Genomic DNA, 25,776 nt, shown 5'->3' on the forward strand with positions numbered 1-25,776 from the left:
GTGGAGTACTGGCCCTGTGCCTCACCCACTGCGCGACCTCACCCACGGCCTCGCGCACGGCCCCACCGCCACAGGTCCCTGAAACGCCCACCGTGGCCTCGGATGGCCGCGTGCACGCCCGACCCCATGCGGCGACCACCGAGCCAGGGCCGCTGGGGCTGCATCCGCTGGGCCTTGGTGGCGCGCGGGACGGACTGCTCTACGTGCCTCGCTCCTATCGTCCGGAGCAGCCCGCGGCGCTGATGCTGGTGTTGCACGGCGCGAGGGGAAACGCGGGACAGATGCTGGAGGCGATGCAGGCGTTCGCGGAGGCCGAAGGCCTCATCCTGTTGATACCGGAGTCGCGAGGCGTGACGTGGGACCACAAGCTGGCCACCCCGGGCGCGGACCTGGCATTCCTCGACCGGGCCCTGGCCCATGTCTTCGCGCGCTATGCCGTGGCGAAGGAACGTCTCTCCGTCGCGGGCTTCTCGGATGGGGCGTCGTATGCGCTGGCGCTCGGCATCCTCAACGGAGACCTGTTCCCGCGCATCCTCGCCTTCTCACCCGGGTTCGTTCACGCGGCTGAGCCTCGAGGCGTGCCGCGCGTCTTCATCTCCCACGGGGACAAGGACGCGGTGCTCCCCGTCGAGCAGGCGGGCCGGCGCATCGTCGCCGAGCTGGGTGCCGCGGGCTTCGACGTGCGCTACCACGAGTTCGCGGGCGGCCACTCCCTTCCCGCAGACGTCCTCCGCGTCGCCGCGCAATGGCTTCGCGAGACGACCGCGCCCGTGAGCGCGGAGTGACTCACGGGCGGGGCTTCCGTTCAGCTCACAGCCACTTCGGACGAACCCAGTCCAGGAGGCCATCCTTGGCGCGCTTGAAGGGCTCCGTCACGTTGTCCCAGACCTCCTTGCCCGCGTCCTTCACGCCGTCGACAACCTTGTCCTTGAGCTCCTTCAACTCCCCCGTGGCCTTGGAGAAGTCCCAGTTCGGGTCGCCCTTGCCCTCGCGCAGTTGCTTCACCGCGTCGTCGAGGTAGGCAGTGTGGTCCTTGCCGCCTTCGCCGACGAACGGGCGCTTGCCGTCGAAGTAGCCCTGTTTGACGGCGTCCTGGATGATCTCGCCCTGCTGCTCGGGGTTGAGGTCTCCCCACTTCTTGCCGGACTTGATGCCCTCTTCCCAGTTGTAGCCCTGCCCCGCGCTCTGGGCGACCAGGGCCTTGGCCGCGTAGTCCGCGCCATGGTTCTGGTATTGCCAGACGTGGGTGGCCTCGTGGGTGAGGAGGTCCTTGGAGGGCGGGAAGTTGGACGAGCCGTCCTGCTTCGTCGGGTTGACGAGAATCTTGTTCCCCACCGTGAAGGCGGGCGTGTAGCGCGTGAGGTTGTCGAAGAGCGCGGCCGGGCCGTTGACCACGCTGACCTTGTCCAGGTCCACGCTGTCGCCGAAGACGCCCTTCAAGTCCTTCTTCTGCGCGTCCGTCAGCGCCTGACCCTCGACCTTGTCGGCCGCATCCTGGACCTTCTTGAGGAGCTCCTTGCCGGGGATGGGCACGGAGGGAATGAAGTCATCCACGATGTTCCGGGTCACCGCCTGCGCCACCGGCTTCGCCTGCGGCTTGGGCGCTACTTCTTCCTCGGGCCGGCGGTAGACAGGCTGACGCTTCTCGATACGAACAGGGGCCATTGCGTGACTCCTCTTGGGGAGGGGGGCTGAGTCATTTGAATTGTCTGAAGTTGCCTCCGCTTTGTTTCCTCAAATTGTGAGATGTGTGAGTCCATGACGACGCCACCGCCCGAGTCCCTCCCTTTTCCGGAGAGTCTCTGCCATCGCTGCGCGGCGCCCCCGCGCTATGTCCAGACGCGGACCTCCGTCTTCATCATGTGCCCGCTGTTGCCCGGGAAGTATCCGCCGCAGCCGGTGCGGGCTTGCGCGCTCTTCCGCCCCGCGGAATCCAATCCCAGTTGAAATGGATGAGGGCAACGGAGGGAGCAAGCCCTCGTTGTCGCGGGCAGGTGGGCGAGGAGGGTAATTGCGAGTGCTTCCGGCCGTCCCCAACTGTGGCGCGCAGTCCAGTCACTGGGAGGAGGGACTTGATGGTCGCCAGGAAGAGCACGCGCGCCTCGACGCGCACCCGTACGATGACGCCCCGGAAGAAGCGGACCGTTTCCCGCACGAGCCGCGCCAAGCCGCGTCGTGTCAATGCGACGAGTCGGCGCCGCGTGGGGGCCCGAGTCACCACGGCCAGCAGCAGGTACACGCGGCCCGCGCTGAGGGAGCGCATCAAGAAGCGCCTCATGGCGGGCACCCGAGGCGGACGCGCGGGCCAGTGGAGCGCTCGCAAGGCGCAGCTTCTGGCGACGGAGTACGAGAAGGCCGGGGGCGGCTATCGCGGCCGGAAGACGGGCACCCAGAAGTCGATGGTGGCGTGGACCCGCGAGGCGTGGGGGACTCGGACCGGCGGCACACGTGCGCGTCGCGGGGCCACCACCGCTCGCTACCTGCCGAAGGAGGCGTGGGGCCGGCTCAGCGCGCGGCAGAAGCAGGCAACGGACCGCCGCAAGCGGATGGCGTCGCGTCGCGGGCAACAGTACGTGGCGAACACGCCTGCCGCGCGTCGCGCTCGCAAGATGGCGTCACGGCGATGACGCCCAGGAGTCCCGCCGTGGGGTGATGCACGGCGGGCTCCCGGTTCAGGGGCAGTGTCACGAAGGTCCCTGGAAACGCCACTCGAGGCGACGGGCGCGGTGCCACTTTGGGAGGAGGCGTGTTGGCTTCTCTCCACTCGTCCTTCGCGCGGCCGTGTTGTTCGCGGACGTGGAGCCTCAGGCCGCCTCGGGTGAGGAGGGCTGGAAGTTCGGCGCGACGATTCGGGCGAGCTGGGGCATCCGGCCGTGTTTGCACTCCACGAGGAATGCGTGGAGCGACTCCGCGGACAGGCCGTGCAGCATGAGGCGGAAGCCCGCGCGCAGCGTCGTCAGGGGCACCATGGGGTGGCGGTTGTTCACCAGCGCGACGAGTCCTGGTGCCTGGAGCAGCGTGGCCACGTAGATGGCGATGGTCTCGTCCAGTTGCAGCGAGTTGCTCGCGCGCCAGAAGTCCCGGTCGGTGAGGAACAGTTGGTAGACAGGGGTGAAGACCTCAATCGCGGACTGGAGGTCGAGGAAGTTCGTCCACCGGTTGGGCAGCTCCTCCAGGGGGAACTCGTCCGACACGCCGCTGAAGTCCAGCCGCGTGGGAGGGGTGAGCGTCTTGCCCTGGTCTCTGAGCGCGCGGTTCAGGCGGATGACGAAGTTGAAGAGGTTGAGGTCGTGGTTGAGGAAGATCTCATCCTTGACGTGCTCCAGGTTCGTCGGACGGATGGGGCTGGTGGGGACGTTCAGCTCCTTCGTGTTCCGGGCGATGAAGTCGAGAATCTCCGAGCCCACGTGGAAGTGACGGAGGATGAGGAAGTTCGCCTCGGGGCTGACCCAGACGCGCAGGCCCCAGGCGAGCAGCCGGTGCAGCCACTTCGACGAGGTGAAGCGGTTGGGGATGAAGATCTTCATCACCTGGAAGAGGACGATGTACATCCGGGCGAGTGGCCGGACGACGGGCAGCAGGAACTGTCGTGAGCGCGAGCGCTGGTCCACGAGCAGGGCCGCCTTGGTGCGCTCATGCATGGGCAGGCTGCGGTCCAGGAACAGCGCCACCCAGGGGTCCGGGTCCCTCGGGTCATGCGGTTGATTGTTCAGCAGCTCGATGGGGTCCATGGCTCACTGGGACAGCGGGACACGTTGGGTCCGCACAATAGACTGGCTGCATGTGTGGAGGGTCCACATCGCAAGACCCTCTGCTCCGGCCAGAGGTGGCTCTGGCTCCAGGACAAGGAGTAGCCCGCGCCGGAGCCCCTCCACGCCTCAGACATTCCCCAGCTCCTCCAGCTGAAGCAGGTACAGGCGCGCTGTCACCTTCGCGGTCTTCACGATGCGCGCGGCCAGCTCCGGAGTGAGGATGCCCGAGCCGAGCGCTCCGTCCAGTCTGTCCAGGTGCGTGGCGTCGTTGTCGCCGTGGTAGAGGAAGAAGCGCACCTGCTCGTCTTCCAGCGAGAGCTGCTCCCGGATGGCCATGCCCCAGCGCCGCGCCACGCGACTGCCCAGGCCCTCGATGATGAACATCGCGCCCAGCAGGTCGAACGGATTCTCCTGGCTGGCGCGGTGGAACATCCACGCCGACAAGGCCTCACTGCCGATGTTCTTAGGCGCGCGGGTGATGGCCTCGTGCGTACCACCGACCGACACATAGTGCCGCTCCAGCATCTCGTAGTCCCGATGCTCATCCCGCGCGTGGCGGATGAAGGACGAGCGCAGCGCCAGATGCTCGGCGGTGATGCTCGACGCCGCGCGGGCAATCCAGCGCGAGCCCTCCACCACCTGCTGCCGCATGTTGATGAGCAGCTCGCGGTAGTCCTCCACCGTGAAGACGCCACGTGACAGCTTGTCGAGCACCGGCACACGCTGGAGCTTCGCCTCGAAGTCCACCCAGACACGCGTCAGCTCGCGCACCAGCTTCTCTCGGACCGGGTCTCCGCCCTCCTTGGGGCTCAGGGGCAACGGCCCCAGCTCCTCGGTGGCTCCGTTCGCCGGTGTCTCGGGGCCCGACACGATGTTCTGCGTGTTGGCCGCCGGAGTTGTGACGCCCACGTCGGGGACGACGGCTCGGCCCGGAGCAACGACAGTGAGCATCGCATAGCAGGCGATGAAGCCGCCGCTCTCCGGGACCATGCAGAAGATGCGCTGACCCGGGCGCACGCGGCCCTCGTTCACCAGCTCCTCCAGCATGAGGAAAATGGACGCGCAGCCGGTGTTTCCGCGCGTGGAGAGGTTGGTGAACCACCGCTCCTCGGGGATGCGCACGCCGCCCCGCTCCAGCAGCTTGACGATGGGCTGCTTGAAGAAGTGCGAGGAGTAGTGGATGCAGAACCAGTCCACCTCGTCCGGCTTGAGCCGGCCCTGGTCCATCAACGCGAAGAACCCATCCACGCCCAGCCCTACCAGCGACTCCAGCCGGCGGATGTCCTGCTTGATGTTGAAGGCCCCCGACGCGGCGGCCTCGGCGAACGTGGGCGAGTCAATCCACCCCGGCCCGAAGCCTCCATCGGCACCTCGGTTCGCTCCCACGTACATGCCCAGTTCGTGCCGGTTCGCATGGGAACGGATGTCCATCCACTCCACCTTGAGGCTGGGCCGGGTGGGGTGCGGTCGGTCCTGCACCACCGCGGCGCCCGCGCCGTCGGAGAGCATCCAGCGCAGGAACTCCGCCTCGAACGGCACGGTGTCCTCACCCGTGACTTCCTCGTAGTGGCTGGCCTTCAGCAGCCGGCTCACCAATTCGCTGGCGCAGACGACGGCGCGTCGAGCCTCTCCGCTGGCGACCTGGAGGGTGGCCGCCCGCAGTGCCTGCATACCGCTGGAGCAGATGCCATGAAGCGAGGCCACCTCGCACGCGGGCCCGCCCAGTGCACGGTGCACCTGACTGGCGAAGCCCGGCAGCACCAGGTCCGCCTGCGTGGTCGCGGTGACCAGCAGGTCCATCTCGTTCAATGAAATGGGCGAGCGCGACAGCGCATCATGGATGGCGTGGACCGCCAGGTCCCAGTTCCTGAACAGGCTGCGCTGCTCACGGTCGATGGCGTAGTGGCGCTGGGTGATGCCGTTCTGCGACAGGACGCGGGCCCGGGCCCGGGAGGGACGTCCTCGAACCTTGCCGAGATAGTCCTCCATCTGCTCGTTGGAGATGGGCTCGCCCGGCAGGAACTTCCCGAGGCTCGTGATGAAGGCGTCGTGGGGCATGGCCGGACCATATGTCGTCATGCCACGGGAGTCCCTGGGGCTCCTGTGCCGGGGAGGTGGCGCTTCAGGTCAGCCGGGACTTGAGTCGCGCCGCATACCGACGGCTCATGGAGAGCGGCGCCCCCGCGCCCCGGACGTGGACGCGAAATCCCTCGTCGCCTTCGCTCTCCACGCGCTCCACGCAGCCCAGGTTGATGATGGTGCCCCGGTGGATGCGGACGAAGTGCTTCTCCGGCAGCCGCGCTTCCCACTCCGAGAGCGGGCGGGGGAGCAGATGGCGCTGGCCGTCACGCGTCACCAGCTCCGAGTAGTCCCCGGCGCTGCACACGGCCGAGAGGTCCGAGACTTGAATGAAGCGCACCCGGCGCTCCCCGGACAGGAAGAGGTGGTCATCGAGCGCCAGCGGCCGAGGCGCTTCCACCGGTGTCGCGGGCATCGCGCGTTGGAGCACCCGGTCCACCGTGGCGCGCAGGCGCTGCGGGTGCACGGGCTTGAGCAGGTAGTCCAGGGCGTTGACCTCGAAGGCTCGCAGCGCGTGCGCGTCGTAGGCGGTGACAAAGACGACCTGGGCCCGGACCTCCACGCGCGACAGCAGGTCGAAGCCCGAGGCGCCCGGCATCTGCACGTCGAGGAATAGCACGTCGGGGTCCAGCTCCGCGATGCGCTGCGCGGCCTCGTCCGCGTCCGCCGCTTCGCCCACCACCTCCAGCTCCGGGTGGGGCTTGAGCAGCTTGCGCAGTTCGTTGCGCGCCAGTCGCTCGTCATCCACCAGCAGCACTCCGAGCTTCGCGCTCATGCCGCCTCCCGCCGTGCCAGCTCCACATGAAGGGAGGCCTTCACCCAGCCGCCATCCGCGCCCACGGTGAAGCGATGCCGGCCCGGGTACGCGTGCTCCAGTCGCTCGCGGACATTGGCAAGGCCAGTGCCGGTGCTCTCGGGCCGAGACGTCGGCTCGCGCCATGAGCCAGTGTTGGCCACCTCGACCTCCAGCGTGTCGCCCTGTCGCGAAGCTCGAATGCGCAGCTCCAGCGGTCCCTTCTGACTGTCGAGTCCGTGCTTCACCGCGTTCTCCACCAGGGGGTGAATCAGGAAGCCCGGCAGCCGTGCCTCTTCCGCGCCGGGCCCCACGTCGAACGTGACGCGCAGCCGTTCCTCGAAGCGGATGCGCTGAATCTCCAGGTAGCTGCGAATCGCGCGCAGCTCCTCTCCGAGCGGCACCTCCCGCTCTCGCGTCTCCAACAGTGAGTAGCGGAAGAAGTCGGCCAGCTCCGTGATCATCTGCCTCGCGCGTCCGGGCTCCTCGTCCACGAGCGCGCGGATGGAGTTGAGCGCGTTGAAGAGGAAGTGGGGGTTCACTTGATAGCGAAGCATCTGCCAGCGTGCCTCGGTGGCGAGCGACAGGGCTCGCAGCGCGCGCTCCCGCTCCGCCTCCAGGTCGAGCCGGTAGGCATTGCCCAGGAACAGCGCGCTCCACGCCAGGAGGACGATGGTGCAGTTGAGCGCATCGTGCGTGAAGGCCGGATGGAACACGGGGACCAGCCCGAAGCTCCAGCGCAACAGCCCCAGCCACACCACGGCCAGCAGCGAAGAGAGCGTCAGGCCCACCGTGCCCAGCACCCAGGCCGGTGCGCGCCGCGCCCACAGCCGTGAGAGCACCCTCGCCATCGTCAAGCTGATGCCCAGGCCCAGCAGGGAGCGCACCAGCTTCAGTCCGATGACGAAGAGGTGCTCCTTCGTGCCGCCATGCTCCAGGTTGGGGATGGACAGGACATAGCCGGCGAGCGCGTACGCCCCCCAGCCCCAGAGCTGGACCTTCCAGAACCGAGCACCAAGCCGCATGCTCGGGGTTCTAGCGCTTCTGGATGTGAACCACCTTGTTGATGATCTTCCAGGCGCCGTCGGTCTTGATGACGGTGAGGTAGTCCGTCATGAACGCGTCGGGGTGGTCGAGCTCGACCTTGGCGACGCCCACGTCACCGGTGACGTCCAGGCTGACCAATCGGCGCTTGCGCTTCGCTTCGTCCGCGGCGGGCTTCCCGTTCACACCCGCGAGGTACTCGGCGGTGGTCTTCCTCACGAGCGCTCCATCCCGGTTGAGGAACATCTTCATCTCGTCGTGCATGGCCTCCCGGAAGGGGGCCACCTGTCCGGTGGCGTGGCCTTTCAGATAGAGCTCCACGGCGCGTCGCGCGCCAGCCTCGTCTTCCGAAGGGGCGGGCGTGCCGAGCGCGCTGCCCGAGGCGAGTACCGCTCCCACGATGACCGAGCCCACGGCGACCGCGTTCCTGAGGTGCTGCTTCATGGGGTGTCTCCTGTTTGCGTCGAGGTGTCGGCGACAGGGGTAACGGAGACTCGCCTGTCCGCACAGCGCGCTTCTTCCAACGGCGTCAGACACCGCTGGACGGTGCTGGCAGGCGACGAGCGGCGCGCCAGGCGCCGCCGGTTCCCACGAAAAGCGCACCGAGAAATCCCGATTTATGTCTCCTACCTGCCAGACAGGCGGGCAGCGCGGAGCGGTACGCCTGCTTCTCGGGGCCCTGGTGGTGGAGGTGTTTCGCATAGAGTGCTGCCGCCCGAGCAGGTCGCCCCGGTTGCGACGGTTCGGGATGGTGGCGCATCGGAACATGAGGACGGGAGACGCATGGACTGCGACTGGCTCATCATCGGCTCGGGCTTCGGCGGCAGTGTCAGCGCGCTGCGGTTGACCGAGAAGGGCTACCGCGTGGTGATGCTGGAGAAGGGCCAGCGTCTGCTCGCCGCCGACTTCCCGAAGACGAACTGGGACCTGAAGCGCTGGTTGTGGATGCCACAGCTCGGCTGGCGCGGCCTGTTCAAGATGACGTTCTTCCGCCACGTCACCGTGCTGTCCGGCGTGGGGGTGGGCGGAGGCTCGCTCGTCTACGCGAACACGCTGCCCGTTCCGAAGGATGACTTCTTCGAGGCCACCTCGTGGGGGCACCTCGCGAACTGGAAGGAAGAGCTGTCCGGGCACTACCGCACCGCGCGACGGATGCTTGGCGCCACGCTCAATCCGCTCACCACGGTGCCGGACCGGGTGCTCGAGGAGGTGGGCAAGGACATCGGCCGTCAGGGCTTCGAGCCCGCCACCGTGGCGGTCTACTTCGGCGAGCCGGGCGTCACCGTGAAGGACCCCTACTTCGGAGGCGAGGGCCCGGAGCGAACCGGCTGCATCGCCTGCGGCGGCTGCATGCTTGGCTGTCGCCACGGCGCGAAGAACACGCTGGACCGGAACTACCTCCACCTCGCGGAGAAGCGCGGCCTCACGCTGCACGCTGATACCGAGGCGACGTGGGTGCGCCCGCTGCCGGAGGGTGGTTACGAAGTGGAGGCGCGCCAGGGCACCGGCCTGTTCTCCCGGAAGACGCTGCGCTTCACCGCGCGCAACGTCGTCTTCGCTGGGGGCGTGCTGGGCACCGTGGACCTGCTGCTGCGCTTGAAGGAGCGTCCGGACGGACTGCCCCGGCTGTCGGAGCGACTGGGTGACAGCGTGCGCACCAACTCCGAGGCCCTGGTGGGCATCGTGAGTGGGCACAAGGACCAGGACCTCTCGAAGGGCATCGCCATCGGCTCCATCCTGCACACCGACGAGCGCTCGCACCTGGAGCCGGTGCGCTACTCGGCGGGCTCGGGATTCTTCCGACTGCTGATGGCGCCGCAGGTGCGCGGGACGACGATGCTCACGCGGGTGGCGCGGCTCTTCGCGCTGCTCGCGCGGCATCCATTGCGCTTCCTCAAGGCCTGGTTTGTTCCGGACTTCGCGCGGCGGACGATGATTCTCCTCTACATGCGCACGCTGGAAGGGCACCTGCGCATGCGGCGCGCGAGAGGGCTGACCACCGGCCTGCGCAGGGGCCTCACCACGGGCCTCCAGTCCGGCCCCGCGCCGACCTCCAACATGCCGGAGGCCTTCGACCTGGCGAAGCGCGTGTCCGACAAGCTCGACGGCTATCCCATGACGATGGTGAGCGAGACGGTGCTGGGCATCCCCACCACCGCGCACATCCTGGGTGGCTGCTGCATGGGAGACTCGGCGGAGACGGGCGTGATCGACCATCGCCACCGCGTCTTCGGCTACGAGGGCCTGTACGTGGTGGATGGCTCGGCCATCTCCGCCAATCCGGGCGTCAACCCTTCGCTCACCATCACCGCGCTCGCCGAGCGCGCGATGACGTTCATCCCAGCCGCGCACGCAGGCGACGAAGTGAAGAGGACCGTGTCGCCGGGTGTGTCGGAGACGGCGCCGCAGCTCACGCGCTGAGTTTGGGTTCAATCCCGGCAGTACACGCGGGCGACAGCGCCGTCGATGGAGTGACGGCGCCGCCCTCCCGCAACTGATGCGCTGACGACGGCTACAGGCGGACCTGGAGCTCGTAGCGGCGGTTCTTCGCCTTCTTCGCCTCGGTGTTGTCCGGCTTCACCAGGGGGCGATCCGCGCCCAGCCCCACGGCGGTGATTTCGCTCCGGGAGATGCCTCGGGCGACCAGCTCCTTGACGATGGCCTCCGCGCGCTGCTCGCTGAGCTGCTTGTTCTTCGCGGCGTCACCCGTCGAGTCGGTATGGCCAGAGACCTCGAACTTGTAGGTCTTCACTCCCGCGGCGGTGAGCTGCTTCTTGGCGTCGACGAGGGCGTTGGCGAGCTTCTTGAGCTTCGCGTCGCAGCCGGGGGCCAGCTCCGCGGTGCCCGTTTTGAAGCTGCACTGGTTCTTCTTCGCCTCGTCCGTCAGCTTGGTGTTGACCTTCTTCTCGACGGTGGACTTGCCCGCGTCGCCCGCGGCCTTCTTGATGGAATCGAAGGGGCTCTGCGCGGCGGCCACGCTCGGGACGGCCAGCAGCGACACGGCGATGCACAACGCCTTGAGCTTCATACGTGGGACTCCTTGGGTTCCAATAATGGGGAAGGGAACCGGGGACGCAGGCTGCCCAGGGACTCCTCTCCCGTCCAGCACCACGATGCCTCCCGGCCGGTGGAGCCGCCGCCCGCCTGCCGGGGTGGGAGGGAGTACCCTCGGGCTGGAGGTCCCGGGAAAACTTGCCTCGGCGTGTGGGCGGAGCAGCATGGACACCCGGAGTCCTTCCACGCAGCGACAGTGAGGCATCCGTGGGCAGCGGCAGTCGGACGGAGCGGTGGCGGCAGTTCCTCTCGGGGCACCGGGTAGGCTCGGACGTGAAGCCAGCGGAGGCGTTGGTGGAGAAGGCGCCCACCAGCTACGAGCATCTCCCGTTGGACGAGCGCACGCCGTACGACGTGGACTACGACCGCATCGTCTTCTCCAGCGAGTTTCGTTGCCTGCATGACAAGACGCAGGTCTTCCCCCTCTCGTCGAGCGACTACACGCGCACGCGACTGACCCACAGCATCGAGGCGTCCTGCGTGGGGCGCTCGCTGGGCCAGCTCGCGGGCCGCGGCCTGAAGATGCAGGACGTGAAGGTGGAGCCCTCGCACCTGGGCACCATCGTCGCGGCGGCGTGCCTGGCGCACGACATCGGCAATCCGCCCTTCGGCCACTCCGGAGAGGCGGCCATCCAGCACTGGGTGGAGCAGCGACTCACGGCCCCGGGCAGCGCGCCTTCAAACCGCCCGAGTCCCTTCGGTTCTCCGGAGGAGTGGAAGGACCTGGAGAGCTTCGAGGGCAACGCGCAGGGCTTTCGAATCCTCAACCGGCTCCAGTCGCGCGAGCGGCGGGGCGGGTTGCGCTACACGGCGGCGACGCTCGGCGCGATGAGCAAGTACCCGCGCCCGTCCGTCCTCCCAGGCGGCCGCGAGCCGGTGAAGGGGCGCGTGTCGGAGAAGAAGTTCGGTTACTTCCAGGACGACCGTGTGCTGGCGCTGGAGGCCTATCGCGCCGCGGGCCTGCGAGAGCGCGAGGAGGGAGTCTTCTCCCGGCACCCGTTGGCCTTCCTCGTCGAGGCGGCGGACGACATCTGCTACGCGGTCATCGACCTGGAGGACTCCGCGAAGCTCGGCCTGATTCCGACAAAGGACGCCTGCGAGCTGCTGGACAAGGTGCTGCCGTCACCGGTGAAGGGCGAGGTCCGGCCGCCTCCGGCGCACCCGGAGACGCGGATGGCGCAGGCGCGGGCTCGGGCGATTGGCGTGCTCATCCAGGCGTGTGTGCGCGTGTTCCTGGAGCACGTGGAGGCGATGGAGGCGGGGGAGTGGGAGACGCCACTGGTCTCCGCGCGGGACGAGGTCCGCGTGCCGCTGAAGGTCATCAAAGAGCTGACGCGGCGCCAGGGCTACGAGAGCGAGCGCGTGCTGCAAATCGAGAGCGCGGGCTTCAAGACACTGGGCGGCCTGCTCGACATGTTCGCGGGGGCGGTGGTGACGGACACGCCCAATCGCGAGGAGAAGAAGCTGCGACAGCTTCTCCCCCTGGAGCTGTTTCAGCGGCCAGACAATCCGCTGAAGAGCGAGGACATCGGCGAGGCGCTCGCGAGGTTGTCCATGTACCAGCGGCTCCTGTGCGTCACGGACTACATCTCCGGGATGACGGATGGCTTCGCGGTGGAGCTGTACCAGCGGTTGTCCGGCATCAAGCTGCCGACCTAGCGGCGCCCTCTCCGTGCCTCAGGCGTGCAAGTCCTCCGAGCGTGCCCCCGTGCGGCGGTCGCGTGCGCGCTGCTCCAACTGGGAGAGCGAGTTGTCGATGGCCAGGATGTTGCCCGACGGGTCCTTGAACCACGCGGACTTGATGTCCCCCATGGTGGCGATTCCATTGCGCGTCTGGATGCCCATCTCTGGAATGTCGTAGTCCTCGAGCTTCACGCCGGCGCTCCGCAAGCCGTCCACCGTCGCCTCCACGTCCTCCACGGCGAATGAGCACGCGGTCGCGGTGGAGCCGGAGGGCGTCGAGCGCTCATAGAGCAACAGGTAGGAATCCCCGCTCGAGCGGAACATGGCCGCGCCTTCCTCTCCCAGCTCCGACACTTCTTCCAACCCCAGCACTTCGCTGTAGAACCGCCGGGCCGTCTTCAGGTCCGTCACCGCCAGGGTGGGCACCGCCTTCGTTCGTCCAAGTCCCATGGGCCTCGAGCCTCCTTCCGGGACAGGTGGGCACCAGGCGCGAGGCTCGCAAGCGATACCCCCGCCCGAGCCCCGGCTCTCCGAGGTGGCGAGGGAGGTGCGTCTCCCGGGTACCCCTGGCGCGACGTCGACGTAGGTCTCTCCTGGGGGCTCCGCTACACTCGGCGGCATCGTGACACCGCTGGAAGAAGAGACGCCGTCCTCCCCATGGCGGCGATGGCTGGGCCAGGTCGCGGCGTGGACCGTGCCCGGGACGCTCTCCGCGCTGGAGACGTACTTCTTCAGCCTGTCGAGCCCCAAGCCGCTGGAGCCTTGGCGCGCCTTCGTGTCACAGCTGCCAGCCTGGTACGTGTGGGTGTCCGCCACGCCCATCGTCTTCCACCTCGCGCGCAGGTGGCGGCTGGGGCGGCCCTTTCGTGCGCGCGCCTGGGCGAGCCACCTGTTGGCCTGCCTGAGCGTGGGGTGTCTCTTCGCGCTCGTGTACACCGTCTTTCAGCGCGCTTTCGTGCCAGCGATGGGCGCGGGTGGGCCTTCCTTCGCGATGATGCTGCTGCGCTACTCGCTGGGCTGGCTGCCGATGATGGCGATGACCTACGCGGCGGTGGTCGGTGTGGCGCAGTCGCTTGCCTCCCAGCAGAGGGCTCGGGAGAAGGAGCGTCAGGCCGCGGCGCTGGCCATCGAGCTCTCCGAAGCCCGGCTCCAGGCCCTCCAGGTCCAGCTCCATCCGCACTTCCTGTTCAACACCCTCAACGCCATCGTCGTGCTGGTGCGCGCGCAGGAGACGGACACGGCCGCGAGGATGCTCGTGCTGCTCGGTGACATCCTGCGCGGGTTGTTGAAGCAGGGCGCCACGCAAGAGGTCTCGCTGCGAGAAGAGGTGGCGGTGCTGTCGCGCTATCTGGAAATCCAGCAGCTTCGCTTCCAGGACCGCTTGCGCGTCGACTGGGACGTGGACGATGCGCTCCTGGACGCGCGGGTGCCGCACCTGGTGCTCCAGCCGCTGGTGGAGAACGCCATCCGCCACGGGGTCTCCGCGCGTACGGCGGCGGGCGTGCTGCGCATCCGTGCGCGTCGCCAGGGAGACGCGTTGTCGCTCGAGGTGGAGGACGACGGGCCGGGGCTCCCGGCTGGCTTCGACCTGGAGCGCAGCCCGGGAATCGGCCTGTCCAACACGCGGGCACGCTTGTCGCAGCTCTATGGCGACGCGGGGCGTGTCGTCGTGGCTCCACCGAGGGAGGGCGTGGGCACGGTGGCCACTGTCACGCTGCCCTTCCACGCCGTCGTCACGGTGTCCGAGGCGGGAGCCGCGCGTGGCTGAGCTGAGCGTCCTGCTGGTGGACGATGAGCCGCTGGCCCGACGGGGACTGCGGCAGGCGCTGAGCCGACACGCGGACGTGACGGTGTGTGGCGAGTGTCGTGACGGACGCGAGGCGGTGGCCGCCATCCACTCGCTGCGGCCTCACCTGGTGTTGCTCGACGTGCAGATGCCGGAGCTGGATGGCTTCGGCGTCATCCGGGAAGTGGGCGCGGCGCGGATGCCCGCGGTCGTCTTCGTCACCGCATACGACACCTTCGCCGTCCGCGCGTTCGACATGCACGCGGTGGACTACCTGGTGAAGCCCTTCGCGGACGAGCGCTTCGACGAGGCGCTGCAGCGGGCCCGGCAGCGGCTGCGGCAGGGCGAAGCGGTGGAGCTGGGGCGGAAGCTCGCGGCCCTGCTGGCGGACGCGGCGGGCCCCGTTGTGCCCGCGCAAGGGGCAGGGGCCATCGAGCCACCCCCTTCGGAGCCCGCGCGTCCGGGCGAGCCCATGGATCGGTTGCTGGTGAAGGTGGGCACGCGCTCGGTGCTCGTGCCGGTGGCGGACATCGACTGGATTGGGGCCGACGACTACTGCGTCACGTTGCACGTCGGGGACCGGGAGCATGTGCTGCGAGAGAGCCTCGCGGCCCTGGAGTCCCGTCTGGACGCGGAGCGCTTCGTACGCATCCACCGCTCGGTCATCGTCAACGTGGAGCGCATCCGTGAGCTGCACCACGACTCGCCCACGGAGACGGTGGTGGTGCTGAGCACTGGCCAGAGGCTGCGGGTGAGCCGCACTCGCAAGGACGTGCTGGAGCGCAGGCTCGGCCGGGCCCGCTGAGCGGACCCTTCACGCGAACGCTGGCGGCATTCTTCCGGGGCAACAGGGGAGGGTGGCCATTCAGTCTCCGAAGCGGGCGCGGCGACAGGTGAACCCATCGACCTGTCCGCCGCGATGCCACCCCGGTGACCTGCCTGGGGCGACGTCAGACGTCGGCGACGCGCACCACGAGCTTGCCGAAGTTGCGTCCCTGGAGCAGGCCGATGAGCGCTGTCGGCGCGTTCTCCAGGCCGTCGACCACGTCCTCACGCAGCTTCACCTGTCCGGCGGCGACCCACTCGCCCATGTCGCGGAAGAAGGCGTCGAAGCGGTCGGCGTAGTGGTCGAGGATGACCAGGCCCTGCACGGTGATGCGCTTCTGCAACACGGCCGTCATCACCCCAGGCAGCAGGTTCGGCCCCGCCGGCGGCGTCTCTTCGTTGTAGTGCGAAATCAAACCGCACACCGGCACGCGCGCGCCGACGTTGAGCAGTGGCAGCACCGCCTCGAACACCGCGCCGCCGACGTTCTCGAAATAGATGTCGATGCCGTTCGGGCAGGCGGCCGCGAGGTGTTCGGCCAGCCGAGGGTCTCGTCGGTCGAGGCACACGTCGAAGCCCAGCTCCTCGACCGCGTAGCGGCACTTGTCCGCGCCGCCGGCGATGCCGACCACGCGCGCGCCCTTGAGCCGGGCGAGCTGCCCGACCACCGCGCCGACCCCGCCGGATGCGGCGGCCACGACCACGGTTTCGCCCCGCTGGGGGCGGCCGATGTCGAGCAGGCCCACGTAGGCGGTGAACGCGGGCATGCCGAGCACGCCCAGCGCCAGTGACGGCTGCGTCAGCGCGCCGAGCGGGACCAGGTCTTGCCCGTCCGACAGCGCGTAGTCCTGCCAGCCCGCTCTGCCGAGCACCAGGTCACCGGCGCGGAATCGCGGATGCCTGGACGCGACGACGCGGTTGACCGTGCCGCCCGCCATGGGGTCACCCAGCGGCACCGAGGGCGCGTAGACCGGAGGGATTTCGTCCATCACCTGGCGCATGTACGGGTCGAGCGACAGGTACAGCGTGCGCAGCAGCACCTGTCCTTCGGCGGGCGTCGGTACGGCGACTTCGTCGAGACGGAAGTCCCGGGGCGTCGGCGACCCGCGTGGACGCGCGGCGAGGACGACACGGCGATTGACGGCGGCATCTGGCTTCATGGGCTTGCTCCTGGGGTGTGGGGAGACGTTCTGCTGGAGCGCTCTGGCGCCGCTGCATGCACATGCACGGACGTCGCGAGAGCGGTGTGCGGACCGGAATAGACCGGTCGTCTAGTGGACTGGCAAAAAAAGGGGGGCACACCCGTGCCCCATTCCCGTTCAGCGGGCTTTCGTGAGACCCAGCTGCTTCCGTGTGGCGGCCATGACCGCGTCCAGTGGCGCGCGGTCGCGAGAAATCTTGGCGAGCAGGCTGGCGCCAAGCCAGCTCTGGTAGAGCGAGGCCGCGACAGCGTGCGAGTCCAGTGGGGCAGACAGAGAGCCGTCCGTCCTGCCCGCTTCGATGCAGCGAGCCAGGCGTTCGACGACTCCACGCGTCCCCTGTTCCAGTTCCGCGCGCATGCTCTCGGACAAATCGCTGACCTCCGCGCCGAGCTTGACCACGAGGCACCGGCTCTTCGCGTCGTCGCCAGTCTGCGAGTCGAGCCAATCGCGAAAGTAGGCGGTCAACCGCCGCGCGGCCGTGCCCCGCTGCGACAGCAGTGCGTCCATTCGCCCCAGGTAGTCGGTGAAGTAAGCCTCGATGACCGCCTGCCCGAACGACTCCTTGGATCCGAAGTAGTGGTAAAACGAGCCCTTTGGCACCTGCGCCGCCGTGAGCACCTCGGTCAGGCCGACTCCGGTGAAGCCCTTGCGCAGCAACAGTGGCTTGGCCACATCGAGGATGTGCTGGCGGACGTCGGTCGCGGCGGCGGGCGCGGTCATGCGTCGAACATAACGGCGCATTAGACCGGTCGTCTACTAAATCGGAGCCCCCGGCCGTAGAGATCCACCCGCGCCGCGACGTCATCTACGGTCCGCTCCTGGAAGACGCCGCGCTCACGAAGGAAGGTCTCGACCCTGGCGCCAGCGCTCCCATCCACGAAGGGATGGGCTGCGCGGCCTCCCGAGTCCTTCCATGTGGCGTCAGTCCTCGCACACCCGTGATGGCGGACGGAATGTCACGGGGCCGGTACGCGCACCTTCTCCACGGCGGTGGTCACGTCGGACCACTCCCTGGCGCTCAGGTGCATGCCAAAGACGCGGGTCACCTCCAGCTTCTCGCGCGCGACGACCTCCACCGTCTCGGCGAGCTGTTGCACGTTGAAGAACGAGCCGTCCGGCATCGGCTGCACCAGGTCGCTGGTGTACAGGAGGCGGTGCTCGGGGAGTCCGACGAAGAGCATGCGCTCGCCCGTCTCGGTGCGCACAGGCACCAGTTCCAGGCGGTTCTTCCCGGAGCCCAGCGTGGTGCGCGTGCCGACGGGACGAATCGCACTGGAGCGAGGCGACTTCGCGAGCGCATCCGGCGTGAGGGTGCGGGGCGACTTCAACAGGCGCTCCACCAGCGGACGGTTGAGGTCCAGCACGTGGAGGGGCACCCCGCGAGCGACGTACTCCCGCAGTCCGCCGATGTGGGGCCACGCATCGCTGGTGGTCACCACGGCCTTCACCTTTACGCCCGGGAAGCGCCGCTGGGCCTCATCCATTACTCGCGCCGAGTAGCCGGAGGACAAGGGCGCCTCGATGATGACCAGCCCGTCATCCTGTTTCACGAGGACGACGTCCCAGGCGCCGGGCAGGTGCACCACGCCAGGCACCAGCTCGACGGCGGGTCGGTCGGGCCGGCCCAGTGGAGCGGTCTCCGCCGTGGTCTTGCTCCGCGCCGCGAAGCCCTTGCGCACGTCCTCGGGAATGGAGAAGTCGGACTCGGACAACTTCGGCTCCAGCTCCAGCCGCGTCACCGTGAAGGAGTGATAGGCGTTGCCATTGCGCTCCCATTCCCAGTGTCGGGGGTAACGTAGGCCCCCGGACTCCAGGGACCAGGACTGGAACGACAGCCGGGTGCGCACGTCACCCCAGACGCTCCAGAAGAAGTCACCAGGGTGCGCGTCCACGGTCTCCACCTGCGTGGGCAGCCCGGTCCGGGCATTGAGGAACAGCCTCGCCGTCGCGCTCCCATGGTGGAACGTCACCACATGGTGGGGCACCTCCTGCAACATGGTGTCGGGAAGAGCGCGCAGGTCGGCGGCCTCCAGCGCGGTGAAGAGGACCCGCTCGGGAGCGAAGTCCAGGCGCTCCTCCATGTCCTGGAGCTGCGCGGCGCCGGCGGGGAACAGCTTTCCACCGCGCTCCATCGCCACCACGCCGTCGGCCAGCATCATCGTCACGGCCTGCCAGGAATCGAGGCCCGCGGCCCCTCGGCTCTCCGTCTTCTGACGCAGGCGCCGGTGGCGCAGGTCCCGAACCTCTTCGAGCTGCTCGTACATGACGAGCCAGGGCGCGGCGGGGCGCTCGGACTGCTCCAGCAGGTTCCAGTGGCCGATGCCGTGAATGCGCAGGCTGGAGAGGGCCCGCAGCCGTGCTTCACCGCCCATGGCCTCCAGGGCGGCCTGGACGCGGGGCCGGGCGGTGTCTTCGGCGGAGCGCGCGGTGGAGGCGAACAGCAGCGTGGCGAGCACGAGTGACAGTGGAAGTCTTCTCATGCCCGCCAGGATGTCGCCGCGCGCATCGCCCTTCCGAGGCGTGCAGGGAATGGCGTGAAACGCGCGGCGAGTGGTGAGCCCGGTGCGGCGAACGGCGTCGCGGGCTTCAGTCTCCGGAGACGGCGAGCTGCCAGTCACCCGTCTTGCTGATGCCCACGCGCAGGCCGTAGTAACTGTCGCGCGTCTCCCGCATGCCCTTCAACTCCGCCTCCGAATAGACGTCGGAAAGCGCCTTCCAGTCCTCCGGGTTCTTGACGCCGGTCACGTGAAGCCAGGGCCAGTAATAGATGCCGCCTTGCAGCGCGTAGGGAAGGTCCAGCACGTTGACGAGGCGCGCGAGGATGGGCTCGCCCTCGGCCTCTCGTTCCTTCCAGTACGCCGCGACGTCGTCGCCATCGCCGAAGGTGAAGCGCACGCTCTTGCCCTTTTCGTCCGCCAGCTTGGAGAGCTGCGCGTAGTCACAGGCCCTGGCGGCGGCGATGATGCGGCGGCGCATGTCCTCCACGGCCTTCGGCGGCGGCGGCGGGCCCGTGCGCGGCTCCGGGAGAGGCAGGTCCATCGCGGAGCACTTCACGGTGCCCGCATCGCCAGGGCTCCCAGCCAGGCGGCCCGCGTCCGTGGTGCCCGCGTCCTCCACGCGCGAGCCAGAGTCGGAGCTTGCGACAGTCCCATCACCCTCGGCTCGAGGACTCGCGGGCGCGGCGGGGGGCTGAGTCTCCGTGGACGGAGGAGGTGTGCTGGCATCCTCCCCCGACGGCGGAGTGGAGGCGCGCGGGGTGCAGGCGAGGAGCGAGGACGCGGCGCAGACGGACAGGAGCGTGAACCGGTTCATGGCCCGCCTATGTAGACCAGGGGCGGCGGGCGAAGGTCCGGTTTCAGTGCGCCGTGTCGTTCAAGTGCCGCCTTCTGGTGACTCGATGACGACCGCGAAGGGGTCGAAGGGCTTGTCGCTCTTCTTCTTCGTGGACGTATTGGGCATGCCGTACTCGCCGGTGGGGTGCTCCGGTCGCACGGAGGTGTACGGGTCGATTTTCACGGGGACGCCGAACACCTTTGGGTTCTTCTTCGGCTCCGACGGCCCGCCAAAGTTCGAACGGTTGTCTTCGCTCATTCCCGCAGTCTACCGCGTCGGCCGGCCGGTTGCTTTCGGGCCGGCCCTGCACGGACTGCTTGGGTCTCGTCGTGGACAGGGCGATACTCCCGGCCCATGTGTGGCCGTGTCACCGTTCGGACTTCTCCAGACCAGCTCGTGGTGGAGCTGGGGCTTGCTGGCATTCGCGCGGCGGTGGATCGCCCGCGCTTCAACCTGGCGCCCACGCAGTTGATGCCCGTGGTGCCCAATGACGGCGCGCGGATGTTGGATGCGTTTCGTTGGGGGCTCATCCCCTCGTGGGCGAAGGACGCGAGCATCGGCAACAAGCTCATCAACGCACGCGGCGAGACGGTGGCGGAGAAGCCCAGCTTCCGCAGCGCGCTCAAGCGGCGGCGGTGTCTGGTGGTGGTGAACGGTTGGTATGAGTGGAAGCAGTCCACGAAGCCGAAGACGCCCTTCCTCTTCCACCGTGAGGACGACAAGCCCCTGGCGCTCGCCGGGTTGTGGGAGGAGTGGACGGCGCCGGACACGGGTGAGGTGCTGCGCACGTGCACCATCATCACCACGGGCCCCAACGCGCTGATGGCGCCGATTCACGACCGGATGCCCGTCATCCTCTCTCCGCAGGCGCAGGAGGTATGGCTGCGTCCGGAGCCCCAGGAGGCGGCGGTGTTGTTGCCGCTGCTGGTGCCCGCCGTCGATGGCGGGATGGAGGCCTACGAGGTCTCGCGCGTGGTCAACATCCCCACGAACGACGTGCCCGCGTGTGTGGAGCGCGTGGCCGCATAGCGCGAGTGCCGCTACGCCTTGCGCCGCACGCGTGAGTCCAGGCTCCAGGGCCCTCCGCCGATGAGGGCCACCGCCACCATCACCGTGAGATAGAGCAGCGCCAGCTCCATGCGCCCGAACGGGTCCGCGCGGTGGCGGAACAACGCCACCAGCATGGTGAAGCCCGCCATCGCCGCGGCCGGCCGTGTGAAGAGCCCCACCGCCACGAGCACCCCGCCCACCAGCTCCGCCAACGACGCGCACCACGCGAAGAAGAGCGGAAAGGGGAACCCCAGCTCCGCCACGCCCGCGGCGAATCGGGACATGTCTCCGGTGACTTTCGGCAACCCATGCCCCAGTCCCAGTGCGAGCCCAAATACAGCCCGCACCAGCGTCCAGCCCAACGCCATTCTTCCCACCATGTCGTAGTCCTCCAAAGCGTTGCCGCATCCTCGCATGACGTCGTCGTGCCTCGAACCGAAGGATTCCCAGCGAGGCGTTCATTCCCTGTCGCGTCGCGAATCGCGGCGGACATTCCAGAAGGAAAAGGGGCGCCCTATGAGCGAGCAGCGAAGGTCGTCGTGTGTCCAGCGCAAGGGGATGCGACTGGGGCTCATGTCATGGCTGTGTCTGAGCGTGGTGGGCTGTGGCGGCGTCTCTGAGCCCGAAGTCGCGGGGCCCGAGCAGTCGTCTTCCGCGTCCGCGATGCAGGTGGAGCGCGTGCGCGATTCGGCGGAGCTCGCGAAGATGCGGGACTACGTCGATTCGCTCTACGACGCGAAGTCCGTGGTGCACCGCTTCACCAGCAAGGGAGGAGATGGCATCGACTGCGTGCCGTTGTACGCACAGCCCGCGCTGCGGCAGCCTGGCATGGAGAATCACCGCATCCAGCTCGCTCCGGGAACCGAGCCCGTGCTCCCGCCCGAGCGCCTCGCTCCGTCCCCCACCGCGCCCTCTGAGAAGTGGCGGGCTCAGCCCGCGACGCTGGAGGGCCTCGAGACGGCTCCGGACGACCTGGACGCCACCGGCGCGCTGCGCCGCTGCCCCGTGGGCTCCGTGCCGATTGTCCGACTGACGCTCGACACGCTCAAGCGCTTCGAGTCGCTGGAGGACTTCCGTCAGAAGGTGCCCGGTCACCTGCGGGGCAACGTCTCGGTGGAGACCGACAAGCTCCGCTCGCTGGCGAGCGCCACGCCGTCCGCGCGCTCGGGCCCCACGGACCTGCACCAGTACGCGCACACCGCGCAAGGGGTGAGCAACTGGGGCGCGGAGGCCATCTTCAACATCTGGAGTCCGTACACGGAGCTGTCCAGCGAGTTCAGCCTGTCGCAGATGTGGGTCGTCCGTGGCTCGGGCTCGAACCTGGAGACGGTGGAGGCGGGCTGGCAGAAGTACCGCGACCTCTACGGTGATGACCGGGCGCGCCTCTTCATCTACTTCACGCCCGACAACTACGGCAGCGGCGGCTGCTACAACTTGAGCTGCGGCGCGTTCGTCCAGGTCAACAACACCGTCAGCATCGGCGGAGGCTTCAACAACTACAGCGTCACCAACGGCGCGCAGTACGAGTTCAAGTTGATGTGGTTCAAGGATGGCACCACGGGCGCATGGTGGCTGAAGTTCCAGGACATCTGGGTGGGCTACTACCCGCGCACGCGCTTCGACGCCGCGGGGTTGATGGACCGGGCCGACGTCATCGACTACGGCGGCGAAATCATCGACAACCGCAATGGCAACCTCCACACGTCCACGGACATGGGCGGCGGCGCCTACCCGGGCGTGGGCTGGGCCAATGCCGCCTACACGCGCAACCTGCTCTACGTGGACACCACCAACGTCTATCGGGAGCCGACCTCGCTGGGCGCCTGGCGCAATGACAGCAACTGCTACGACATCATCCAGTACAACAACCCCGGTGGCTGGGGCCGGTACTTCTACTTCGGTGGCCCGGGCTACAACGCCAACTGCATGTAGTCGCCCCGCGTGACGGGGCGGGGAGCGGGCGCAAGGCGGGCCCGTTCCCCATCGGGGTGCTCTGTCGGAGGGTGTCGGGGCAGGGGCGCGGGCCATGGCTGGCCCAGGACACGCGTCGAGGTCAGGTTGAAGGCTGGATGGGGGCCTCCTCTCACCGTGTCGGCCGGGCAAAGGGGCTCGGGCTCGCCCGGTGGTCAGGGTGGAGCCGAGCGGGGAGCCTCCGGAACGGGAGCGCCATGCAGACCGAGAACCCAACCCTGGACTTGGACAAGGTGGACGAGGCGGTGAGTGGGAACATCGTCGACGCGGGGCCGGACCACCTCACGGTGCACGACATCGGCGCGGGCGAGGACCTCACGCTGCGCATCGACGACCGCACCACCTACGGCTGGACGGATTCGCGCTACCGGGGGCAGTTGACCGACGCGGCCCAGGTCCGGGTGGGCTTCTATATCGCCGGAGGCGTGCACACGGCCGCGGAGATCATCGTGATGGACCCGGGGCAGGGCGAGTCCATCGCGGCGGAGGTCCTGCCCAGCCAGTACCAGTGAGCCCGCGCCGGAAGGGGCGGGTGACGCCGCCTCCAGTAGACCCTGGCGCTATGACGCACGCTTGGGGGCGCGCAGGTCGGTGATGGCCAGGGGGTGGCGCGCGCCCTGGGGTGAGACGAGGGCCGCGTTGAGGATGAAGTCCTGGCCCATGCGCAGCTCCAGGGTGGTGGGCCCCTTGTGTGTGGTGCGCCAGTCCAGCTCGATGCGCACGGTGCCCAACAGCTCGCGCTCCACGGTGGTGGTGTCGAGCGACTCGAAGAGGGCGACGGAGATGGGGCCGGGGATGAGCGGCAGCTCCAGCGTCACGGACTTCGTCGCGGGAACCGGCGTGTTGGCGGGGATGACCTCGTGCTGCGCGCCGCCGGGCACCATGATGCCAATGGGCATGGGCACCACGTCCGCCAGCCCGTTGATGCCTCGCGCCAGGTTGCGTCCGAGGATGGCCGCGCCGACGGCGACCCCCAGCTCCGGGTTGACCTCCTTGTCCGACGACAGGCGCTTGAAGTGGGAGAAGCGCTCGCGGATGACGGGCATGCGCGTCTGGCCGCCCACCAGCACCAGCTCGTCGACGTGCTCGGCCTTCAGCTTCGCGCGCTCCAGCACGTCGTCGCACGCGGACGCGGCGCGCTCGATGAGCTGGAACACCATCGCTTCCAGCTGCTTGCGCGTGAGCGTGTAGTCGAAGTCGACGAAGCCGCCGTCCTTCTGGGCGATGCAGGGCACGCGCAGCACGGTGGAGTCACGCGAGCTGAGCGTCATCTTCGCGGACTCGGCGGCGAACACCAGCCGCTGCATCACCACCTGGTTGCCGCGCAGGTCGATGCCGTGCTGACGCTGGAAGTCCGTCACCAGCATCTCGACGATGCGCTCGTCGAAGTTGGCGCCGCCCAGGAACGCGTCGCCGCCGGTGGCCAGCACCTTCACGATGCGGTTCTGCACCGCGAGCAGCGTGGCGTCGAACGTGCCACCGCCCAGGTCGAACACCATCACCGTCTGTTCGGGGTTGCGCAGGTTGGCGTAGTAGAGCGCCGCCGCGGTCGGCTCGTTGATGATGGCGCGCACCTGGAGCCCGCACTGCTCGGCGGCCTGTCGCACCGCCTCGCGCTGGCGGATGCTGGCGTGCGCGGGCACGGTCAGCACGCACTCGCGGAAGGGCTCTCCGGCCGCGTGGGTCGCCAGCGTGAGAATCTGCCGGATGACCAGCTGGGTGACGTCCGTCAGCGAAGTCACCTTCCCGTACATCTTCACCGCGGTGTAGCCGTCGGGTGCCTCGACGAGCTCGAAGGCGTACTTGTCCTTGTGCTGCGTCACGTATTCGGACTGGTAGCGGCGTCCGAGGAAGCGCTTGGCGCCGAAGACGGTGTGCCGAGGGTCGTCGATGATTTGCCGCCGCGCCGCGTAGCCGACGATGGCCTTGTCCGCCGCGTGGAACCACACCACTGAAGGCAGCGTGAAGCTCTTGTCCGTCACGGGCACCAGCCGCAGCTTGCCCGTCTTGTCGAAGAACGCCGCCGACGTGTTGGTGGTCCCGAAGTCGATTCCGAGGATGGGGGCCGTGCTCATTCGCCCCTGACTCTCCCACGTCCTGAGCAACGGTTCAGCTCCGGAGATTCCATGCTCTCCAGGCTCGCGGATTATTGCGCCCACGAGCTGTCCGTTCCACCACACCCGGGGTGGGTGTCCCTACACGTGCTCCATCACCATGACAGCGACGGTGTGGGGTGCGAGCGCCTCGTAGATGTGGGGCACGTCGCCGGAGAAGGTCGCGTAGTCGCCGGGGTTCAGCTCGACGGGAGCGTCGCTGGGGCCCGCGCGCAGGCGGCCCTTGCTGACGACCAGGTGTTCGACGCTGCCCGGAATGTGGGGCTGGGCGTGGCGGGCGGCGCCGGGCTCCAGGTTGATGACGTAGAGGTCCCTGCGCGCGCCTGGGGGGCAGGCGGACAGCATGATGCCGGTGAAGTGGGCCTGCTCGGAGCGGATGGCCGCGCCCTCGCCCGCTCGGATGATGCGCACCTCGCGGGTGGGTGGGTCGACGAGGCGGCTGAACGGCACACCCAGGGCCACGGCCAGCGCCCAGAGCGTCTCGATGCTGGGGTTGCCGGTGCCGGCCTCCAGTTGGGACAGCGTGGACTTGGAGAGGTTGGCGCGCCGGGCCAGCTCCGACAGCGACACGTCCGCGCGCTCACGCTCCCGGCGCAGCGCGATGGCGATGGCGTCCAGGGGACGGGGTGGCTTGGGCGTTCGTTTTACCGGCATGGTCGTTCTTATTGACGAACGACAGGCTTCTGTCCACATTGATGCGCATGGGAAATGTGGATCGCGCCCTCGTCCGGGATGTGGGCGCCGTGGCGCTGGCGTCCGGAGTGGTGGGCGTGTCGTTTGGCGCGCTCGCGGTGGCGGCGGGGCTGTCGGTGTGGATGGCCCTCTTCATGTCGGTGGTGGTGTTCGCGGGAGGCGCGCAGTTCGTCGCGGTGGGCATGGTGGCGGCGGGAGCCACGCCGGTGGCGGCGGTGTTCGCGGGGCTGTTGCTCAACGCGAGGCATCTGCCGTTTGGAATGGCGGTGGCGGACGTGTTGGGGAAGCGGTGGCCCATGCGGCTGTTGGGCGCGCACCTGATGGTGGATGAGTCGGTGGCGTTCGCCCTGGCGCAGCGTGAGCCCTCGCGCAAGCGCGCGGCCTACTGGTTGTGCGG

At 68.4% G+C, this 25,776-nt stretch carries 27 protein-coding genes; 11 read left to right on the plus strand and 16 right to left on the minus strand.

Annotated elements, in window-relative coordinates:
• Nucleotides 1–785 (plus strand): alpha/beta hydrolase (locus tag HR086_RS24165; protein WP_217441932.1); only part of this gene is annotated, 785 nt, incomplete at its 5' end.
• A 25-nt stretch (nt 786–810) separates the two neighbouring features.
• Here HR086_RS24165 and HR086_RS24170 read toward each other — a convergent pair.
• Nucleotides 811–1,665, minus strand: coding sequence for a DUF4157 domain-containing protein (locus HR086_RS24170; RefSeq protein WP_174461310.1), 855 nt, complete (start codon nt 1,663–1,665; stop codon nt 811–813).
• Nucleotides 1,666–1,758: 93 nt separating this feature from the next.
• On the opposite strand from HR086_RS24170, the gene HR086_RS49570 reads away from it, so the two are divergent.
• Nucleotides 1,759–1,947 carry a hypothetical protein gene (locus HR086_RS49570; protein WP_174461309.1) on the plus strand — a complete coding sequence of 63 codons (189 nt, stop codon included), beginning with the start codon at nt 1,759–1,761 and terminating at the stop codon, nt 1,945–1,947.
• A gap of 128 nt (nt 1,948–2,075) precedes the next feature.
• Complete coding sequence (locus HR086_RS24175; protein ID WP_141645705.1) at nt 2,076–2,627, plus strand: hypothetical protein; 552 nt, start codon at nt 2,076–2,078, stop codon at nt 2,625–2,627.
• 177 nt (nt 2,628–2,804) lie between these two features.
• Here HR086_RS24175 and HR086_RS24180 read toward each other — a convergent pair whose 3' ends face one another.
• The 5 genes from HR086_RS24180 to HR086_RS24200 all read right to left on the minus strand — a co-directional run bounded on the left by HR086_RS24180 (nt 2,805) and on the right by HR086_RS24200 (nt 8,112).
• Nucleotides 2,805–3,731, minus strand: coding sequence for a hypothetical protein (locus tag HR086_RS24180; RefSeq protein ID WP_174466777.1), 927 nt, complete (start codon nt 3,729–3,731; stop codon nt 2,805–2,807).
• A 147-nt stretch (nt 3,732–3,878) separates the two neighbouring features.
• Entirely contained in the window at nt 3,879–5,831 is a 1,953-nt protein-coding gene (locus HR086_RS24185; protein WP_254626456.1) for a 3-oxoacyl-[acyl-carrier-protein] synthase III C-terminal domain-containing protein, read from the minus strand.
• Between the two features lie 43 nt (nt 5,832–5,874).
• Nucleotides 5,875–6,606 carry a LytTR family DNA-binding domain-containing protein gene (locus tag HR086_RS24190; protein WP_174453419.1) on the minus strand — a complete coding sequence of 244 codons (732 nt, stop codon included), beginning with the start codon at nt 6,604–6,606 and terminating at the stop codon, nt 5,875–5,877.
• Nucleotides 6,603–7,649 carry a sensor histidine kinase gene (locus HR086_RS24195; RefSeq protein ID WP_174453420.1) on the minus strand — a complete coding sequence of 349 codons (1,047 nt, stop codon included), beginning with the start codon at nt 7,647–7,649 and terminating at the stop codon, nt 6,603–6,605. The genes HR086_RS24190 and HR086_RS24195 overlap by 4 nt, the downstream gene beginning before the upstream one ends.
• A gap of 10 nt (nt 7,650–7,659) precedes the next feature.
• Complete coding sequence (locus HR086_RS24200; RefSeq protein WP_174453421.1) at nt 7,660–8,112, minus strand: nuclear transport factor 2 family protein; 453 nt, start codon at nt 8,110–8,112, stop codon at nt 7,660–7,662.
• A gap of 339 nt (nt 8,113–8,451) precedes the next feature.
• Between HR086_RS24200 and HR086_RS24205 the strand changes: the two genes are divergently transcribed.
• Nucleotides 8,452–10,089, plus strand: coding sequence for a GMC family oxidoreductase (locus HR086_RS24205; RefSeq protein WP_141645710.1), 1,638 nt, complete (start codon nt 8,452–8,454; stop codon nt 10,087–10,089).
• Nucleotides 10,090–10,180: 91 nt separating this feature from the next.
• Here HR086_RS24205 and HR086_RS24210 read toward each other — a convergent pair whose 3' ends face one another.
• On the minus strand, nt 10,181–10,696 hold the full coding sequence (locus HR086_RS24210) for an OmpA family protein (RefSeq protein ID WP_141645711.1): 516 nt from the start codon (nt 10,694–10,696) through the stop codon (nt 10,181–10,183).
• A gap of 233 nt (nt 10,697–10,929) precedes the next feature.
• Between HR086_RS24210 and dgt the strand changes: the two genes are divergently transcribed.
• A complete protein-coding gene (gene dgt / locus HR086_RS24215) occupies nt 10,930–12,381 on the plus strand; it encodes a dGTP triphosphohydrolase (RefSeq protein ID WP_174466778.1) in 1,452 nt (483 codons plus the stop codon).
• 18 nt (nt 12,382–12,399) lie between these two features.
• Here dgt and HR086_RS24220 read toward each other — a convergent pair whose 3' ends face one another.
• Entirely contained in the window at nt 12,400–12,855 is a 456-nt protein-coding gene (locus tag HR086_RS24220; RefSeq protein WP_174466779.1) for a VOC family protein, read from the minus strand.
• Nucleotides 12,856–13,027: 172 nt separating this feature from the next.
• On the opposite strand from HR086_RS24220, the gene HR086_RS24225 reads away from it, so the two are divergent.
• Together HR086_RS24225 and HR086_RS24230 are read left to right on the plus strand one after the other, a co-directional pair.
• On the plus strand, nt 13,028–14,173 hold the full coding sequence (locus HR086_RS24225) for a histidine kinase (RefSeq protein ID WP_174466780.1): 1,146 nt from the start codon (nt 13,028–13,030) through the stop codon (nt 14,171–14,173).
• Nucleotides 14,166–14,996 (plus strand): response regulator, encoded by an 831-nt coding sequence (locus HR086_RS24230; protein ID WP_174466781.1) that lies wholly within the window; start codon nt 14,166–14,168, stop codon nt 14,994–14,996. The genes HR086_RS24225 and HR086_RS24230 overlap by 8 nt, the downstream gene beginning before the upstream one ends.
• Before the next feature lie 145 nt (nt 14,997–15,141).
• On the opposite strand, the gene HR086_RS24235 is transcribed toward HR086_RS24230, so the two are convergent.
• The 5 genes from HR086_RS24235 to HR086_RS24255 form a co-directional block, all read right to left on the minus strand.
• A complete protein-coding gene (locus HR086_RS24235; protein ID WP_174466782.1) occupies nt 15,142–16,176 on the minus strand; it encodes an NADP-dependent oxidoreductase in 1,035 nt (344 codons plus the stop codon).
• A gap of 159 nt (nt 16,177–16,335) precedes the next feature.
• Nucleotides 16,336–16,938 (minus strand): TetR/AcrR family transcriptional regulator, encoded by a 603-nt coding sequence (locus HR086_RS24240; protein WP_141645716.1) that lies wholly within the window; start codon nt 16,936–16,938, stop codon nt 16,336–16,338.
• A 236-nt stretch (nt 16,939–17,174) separates the two neighbouring features.
• Nucleotides 17,175–18,698: a hypothetical protein gene (locus HR086_RS24245; protein WP_174466783.1), complete on the minus strand. Its 1,524-nt coding sequence runs from the start codon at nt 18,696–18,698 to the stop codon at nt 17,175–17,177.
• 106 nt (nt 18,699–18,804) lie between these two features.
• On the minus strand, nt 18,805–19,530 hold the full coding sequence (locus HR086_RS48675) for a hypothetical protein (RefSeq protein ID WP_254626457.1): 726 nt from the start codon (nt 19,528–19,530) through the stop codon (nt 18,805–18,807).
• Nucleotides 19,531–19,590: 60 nt separating this feature from the next.
• Complete coding sequence (locus tag HR086_RS24255) at nt 19,591–19,809, minus strand: hypothetical protein (protein ID WP_174453428.1); 219 nt, start codon at nt 19,807–19,809, stop codon at nt 19,591–19,593.
• Nucleotides 19,810–19,905: 96 nt separating this feature from the next.
• Between HR086_RS24255 and HR086_RS24260 the strand changes: the two genes are divergently transcribed.
• The gene (locus HR086_RS24260) at nt 19,906–20,580 is read left to right on the plus strand and encodes an SOS response-associated peptidase (protein ID WP_174466784.1); all 675 of its coding nucleotides are present in this window, start codon (nt 19,906–19,908) and stop codon (nt 20,578–20,580) included.
• Between the two features lie 11 nt (nt 20,581–20,591).
• Here the strand turns inward: HR086_RS24260 and HR086_RS24265 are convergent, their stop codons facing one another.
• Nucleotides 20,592–20,981, minus strand: coding sequence for a DoxX family protein (locus HR086_RS24265; RefSeq protein WP_141645720.1), 390 nt, complete (start codon nt 20,979–20,981; stop codon nt 20,592–20,594).
• A 136-nt stretch (nt 20,982–21,117) separates the two neighbouring features.
• Here HR086_RS24265 and HR086_RS24270 point away from each other — a divergent pair, with 136 nt between their 5' ends.
• The gene (locus HR086_RS24270) at nt 21,118–22,533 is read left to right on the plus strand and encodes a neprosin family prolyl endopeptidase (protein ID WP_174466785.1); all 1,416 of its coding nucleotides are present in this window, start codon (nt 21,118–21,120) and stop codon (nt 22,531–22,533) included.
• Nucleotides 22,534–22,769: 236 nt separating this feature from the next.
• Nucleotides 22,770–23,084, plus strand: a complete 315-nt coding sequence (locus HR086_RS24275) for a hypothetical protein (RefSeq protein ID WP_141645722.1) — start codon at nt 22,770–22,772, stop codon at nt 23,082–23,084.
• Nucleotides 23,085–23,132: 48 nt separating this feature from the next.
• Here HR086_RS24275 and HR086_RS24280 read toward each other — a convergent pair whose 3' ends face one another.
• Together HR086_RS24280 and HR086_RS24285 are read right to left on the minus strand one after the other, a co-directional pair.
• Nucleotides 23,133–24,647 carry an Hsp70 family protein gene (locus tag HR086_RS24280; RefSeq protein WP_174466786.1) on the minus strand — a complete coding sequence of 505 codons (1,515 nt, stop codon included), beginning with the start codon at nt 24,645–24,647 and terminating at the stop codon, nt 23,133–23,135.
• 120 nt (nt 24,648–24,767) lie between these two features.
• Nucleotides 24,768–25,340 (minus strand): helix-turn-helix domain-containing protein, encoded by a 573-nt coding sequence (locus tag HR086_RS24285; protein WP_141645724.1) that lies wholly within the window; start codon nt 25,338–25,340, stop codon nt 24,768–24,770.
• 47 nt (nt 25,341–25,387) lie between these two features.
• On the opposite strand from HR086_RS24285, the gene HR086_RS24290 reads away from it, so the two are divergent.
• A partial coding sequence (locus HR086_RS24290; protein WP_174466787.1) for an AzlC family ABC transporter permease occupies nt 25,388–25,776 on the plus strand: 389 nt, incomplete at its 3' end.

The organism is Myxococcus sp. CA039A (genome assembly GCF_013336645.1).
Classification (GTDB): Bacteria; Myxococcota; Myxococcia; order Myxococcales; family Myxococcaceae; genus Myxococcus; species Myxococcus llanfairpwllgwyngyllgogerychwyrndrobwllllantysiliogogogochensis.

What these genes read in the sequence shown, in the direction of transcription:
- HR086_RS24170 (WP_174461310.1), bottom strand. Translation starts at nt 1,665, where the DNA reads ATGGCCCCTGTTCGTATCGAGAAGCGTCAGCCTGTCTACCGCCGGCCC.
- HR086_RS49570 (WP_174461309.1), top strand. Translation starts at nt 1,759, where the DNA reads ATGACGACGCCACCGCCCGAGTCCCTCCCTTTTCCGGAGAGTCTCTGC.
- HR086_RS24175 (WP_141645705.1), top strand. Translation starts at nt 2,076, where the DNA reads ATGGTCGCCAGGAAGAGCACGCGCGCCTCGACGCGCACCCGTACGATG.
- HR086_RS24180 (WP_174466777.1), bottom strand. Translation starts at nt 3,731, where the DNA reads ATGGACCCCATCGAGCTGCTGAACAATCAACCGCATGACCCGAGGGAC.
- HR086_RS24185 (WP_254626456.1), bottom strand. Translation starts at nt 5,831, where the DNA reads ATGACGACATATGGTCCGGCCATGCCCCACGACGCCTTCATCACGAGC.
- HR086_RS24190 (WP_174453419.1), bottom strand. Translation starts at nt 6,606, where the DNA reads ATGAGCGCGAAGCTCGGAGTGCTGCTGGTGGATGACGAGCGACTGGCG.
- HR086_RS24195 (WP_174453420.1), bottom strand. Translation starts at nt 7,649, where the DNA reads ATGCGGCTTGGTGCTCGGTTCTGGAAGGTCCAGCTCTGGGGCTGGGGG.
- HR086_RS24200 (WP_174453421.1), bottom strand. Translation starts at nt 8,112, where the DNA reads ATGAAGCAGCACCTCAGGAACGCGGTCGCCGTGGGCTCGGTCATCGTG.
- HR086_RS24205 (WP_141645710.1), top strand. Translation starts at nt 8,452, where the DNA reads ATGGACTGCGACTGGCTCATCATCGGCTCGGGCTTCGGCGGCAGTGTC.
- HR086_RS24210 (WP_141645711.1), bottom strand. Translation starts at nt 10,696, where the DNA reads ATGAAGCTCAAGGCGTTGTGCATCGCCGTGTCGCTGCTGGCCGTCCCG.
- HR086_RS24220 (WP_174466779.1), bottom strand. Translation starts at nt 12,855, where the DNA reads ATGGGACTTGGACGAACGAAGGCGGTGCCCACCCTGGCGGTGACGGAC.
- HR086_RS24235 (WP_174466782.1), bottom strand. Translation starts at nt 16,176, where the DNA reads ATGAAGCCAGATGCCGCCGTCAATCGCCGTGTCGTCCTCGCCGCGCGT.
- HR086_RS24240 (WP_141645716.1), bottom strand. Translation starts at nt 16,938, where the DNA reads ATGACCGCGCCCGCCGCCGCGACCGACGTCCGCCAGCACATCCTCGAT.
- HR086_RS24245 (WP_174466783.1), bottom strand. Translation starts at nt 18,698, where the DNA reads ATGAGAAGACTTCCACTGTCACTCGTGCTCGCCACGCTGCTGTTCGCC.
- HR086_RS48675 (WP_254626457.1), bottom strand. Translation starts at nt 19,530, where the DNA reads ATGAACCGGTTCACGCTCCTGTCCGTCTGCGCCGCGTCCTCGCTCCTC.
- HR086_RS24255 (WP_174453428.1), bottom strand. Translation starts at nt 19,809, where the DNA reads ATGAGCGAAGACAACCGTTCGAACTTTGGCGGGCCGTCGGAGCCGAAG.
- HR086_RS24260 (WP_174466784.1), top strand. Translation starts at nt 19,906, where the DNA reads ATGTGTGGCCGTGTCACCGTTCGGACTTCTCCAGACCAGCTCGTGGTG.
- HR086_RS24265 (WP_141645720.1), bottom strand. Translation starts at nt 20,981, where the DNA reads ATGGTGGGAAGAATGGCGTTGGGCTGGACGCTGGTGCGGGCTGTATTT.
- HR086_RS24270 (WP_174466785.1), top strand. Translation starts at nt 21,118, where the DNA reads ATGAGCGAGCAGCGAAGGTCGTCGTGTGTCCAGCGCAAGGGGATGCGA.
- HR086_RS24275 (WP_141645722.1), top strand. Translation starts at nt 22,770, where the DNA reads ATGCAGACCGAGAACCCAACCCTGGACTTGGACAAGGTGGACGAGGCG.
- HR086_RS24280 (WP_174466786.1), bottom strand. Translation starts at nt 24,647, where the DNA reads ATGAGCACGGCCCCCATCCTCGGAATCGACTTCGGGACCACCAACACG.
- HR086_RS24285 (WP_141645724.1), bottom strand. Translation starts at nt 25,340, where the DNA reads ATGCCGGTAAAACGAACGCCCAAGCCACCCCGTCCCCTGGACGCCATC.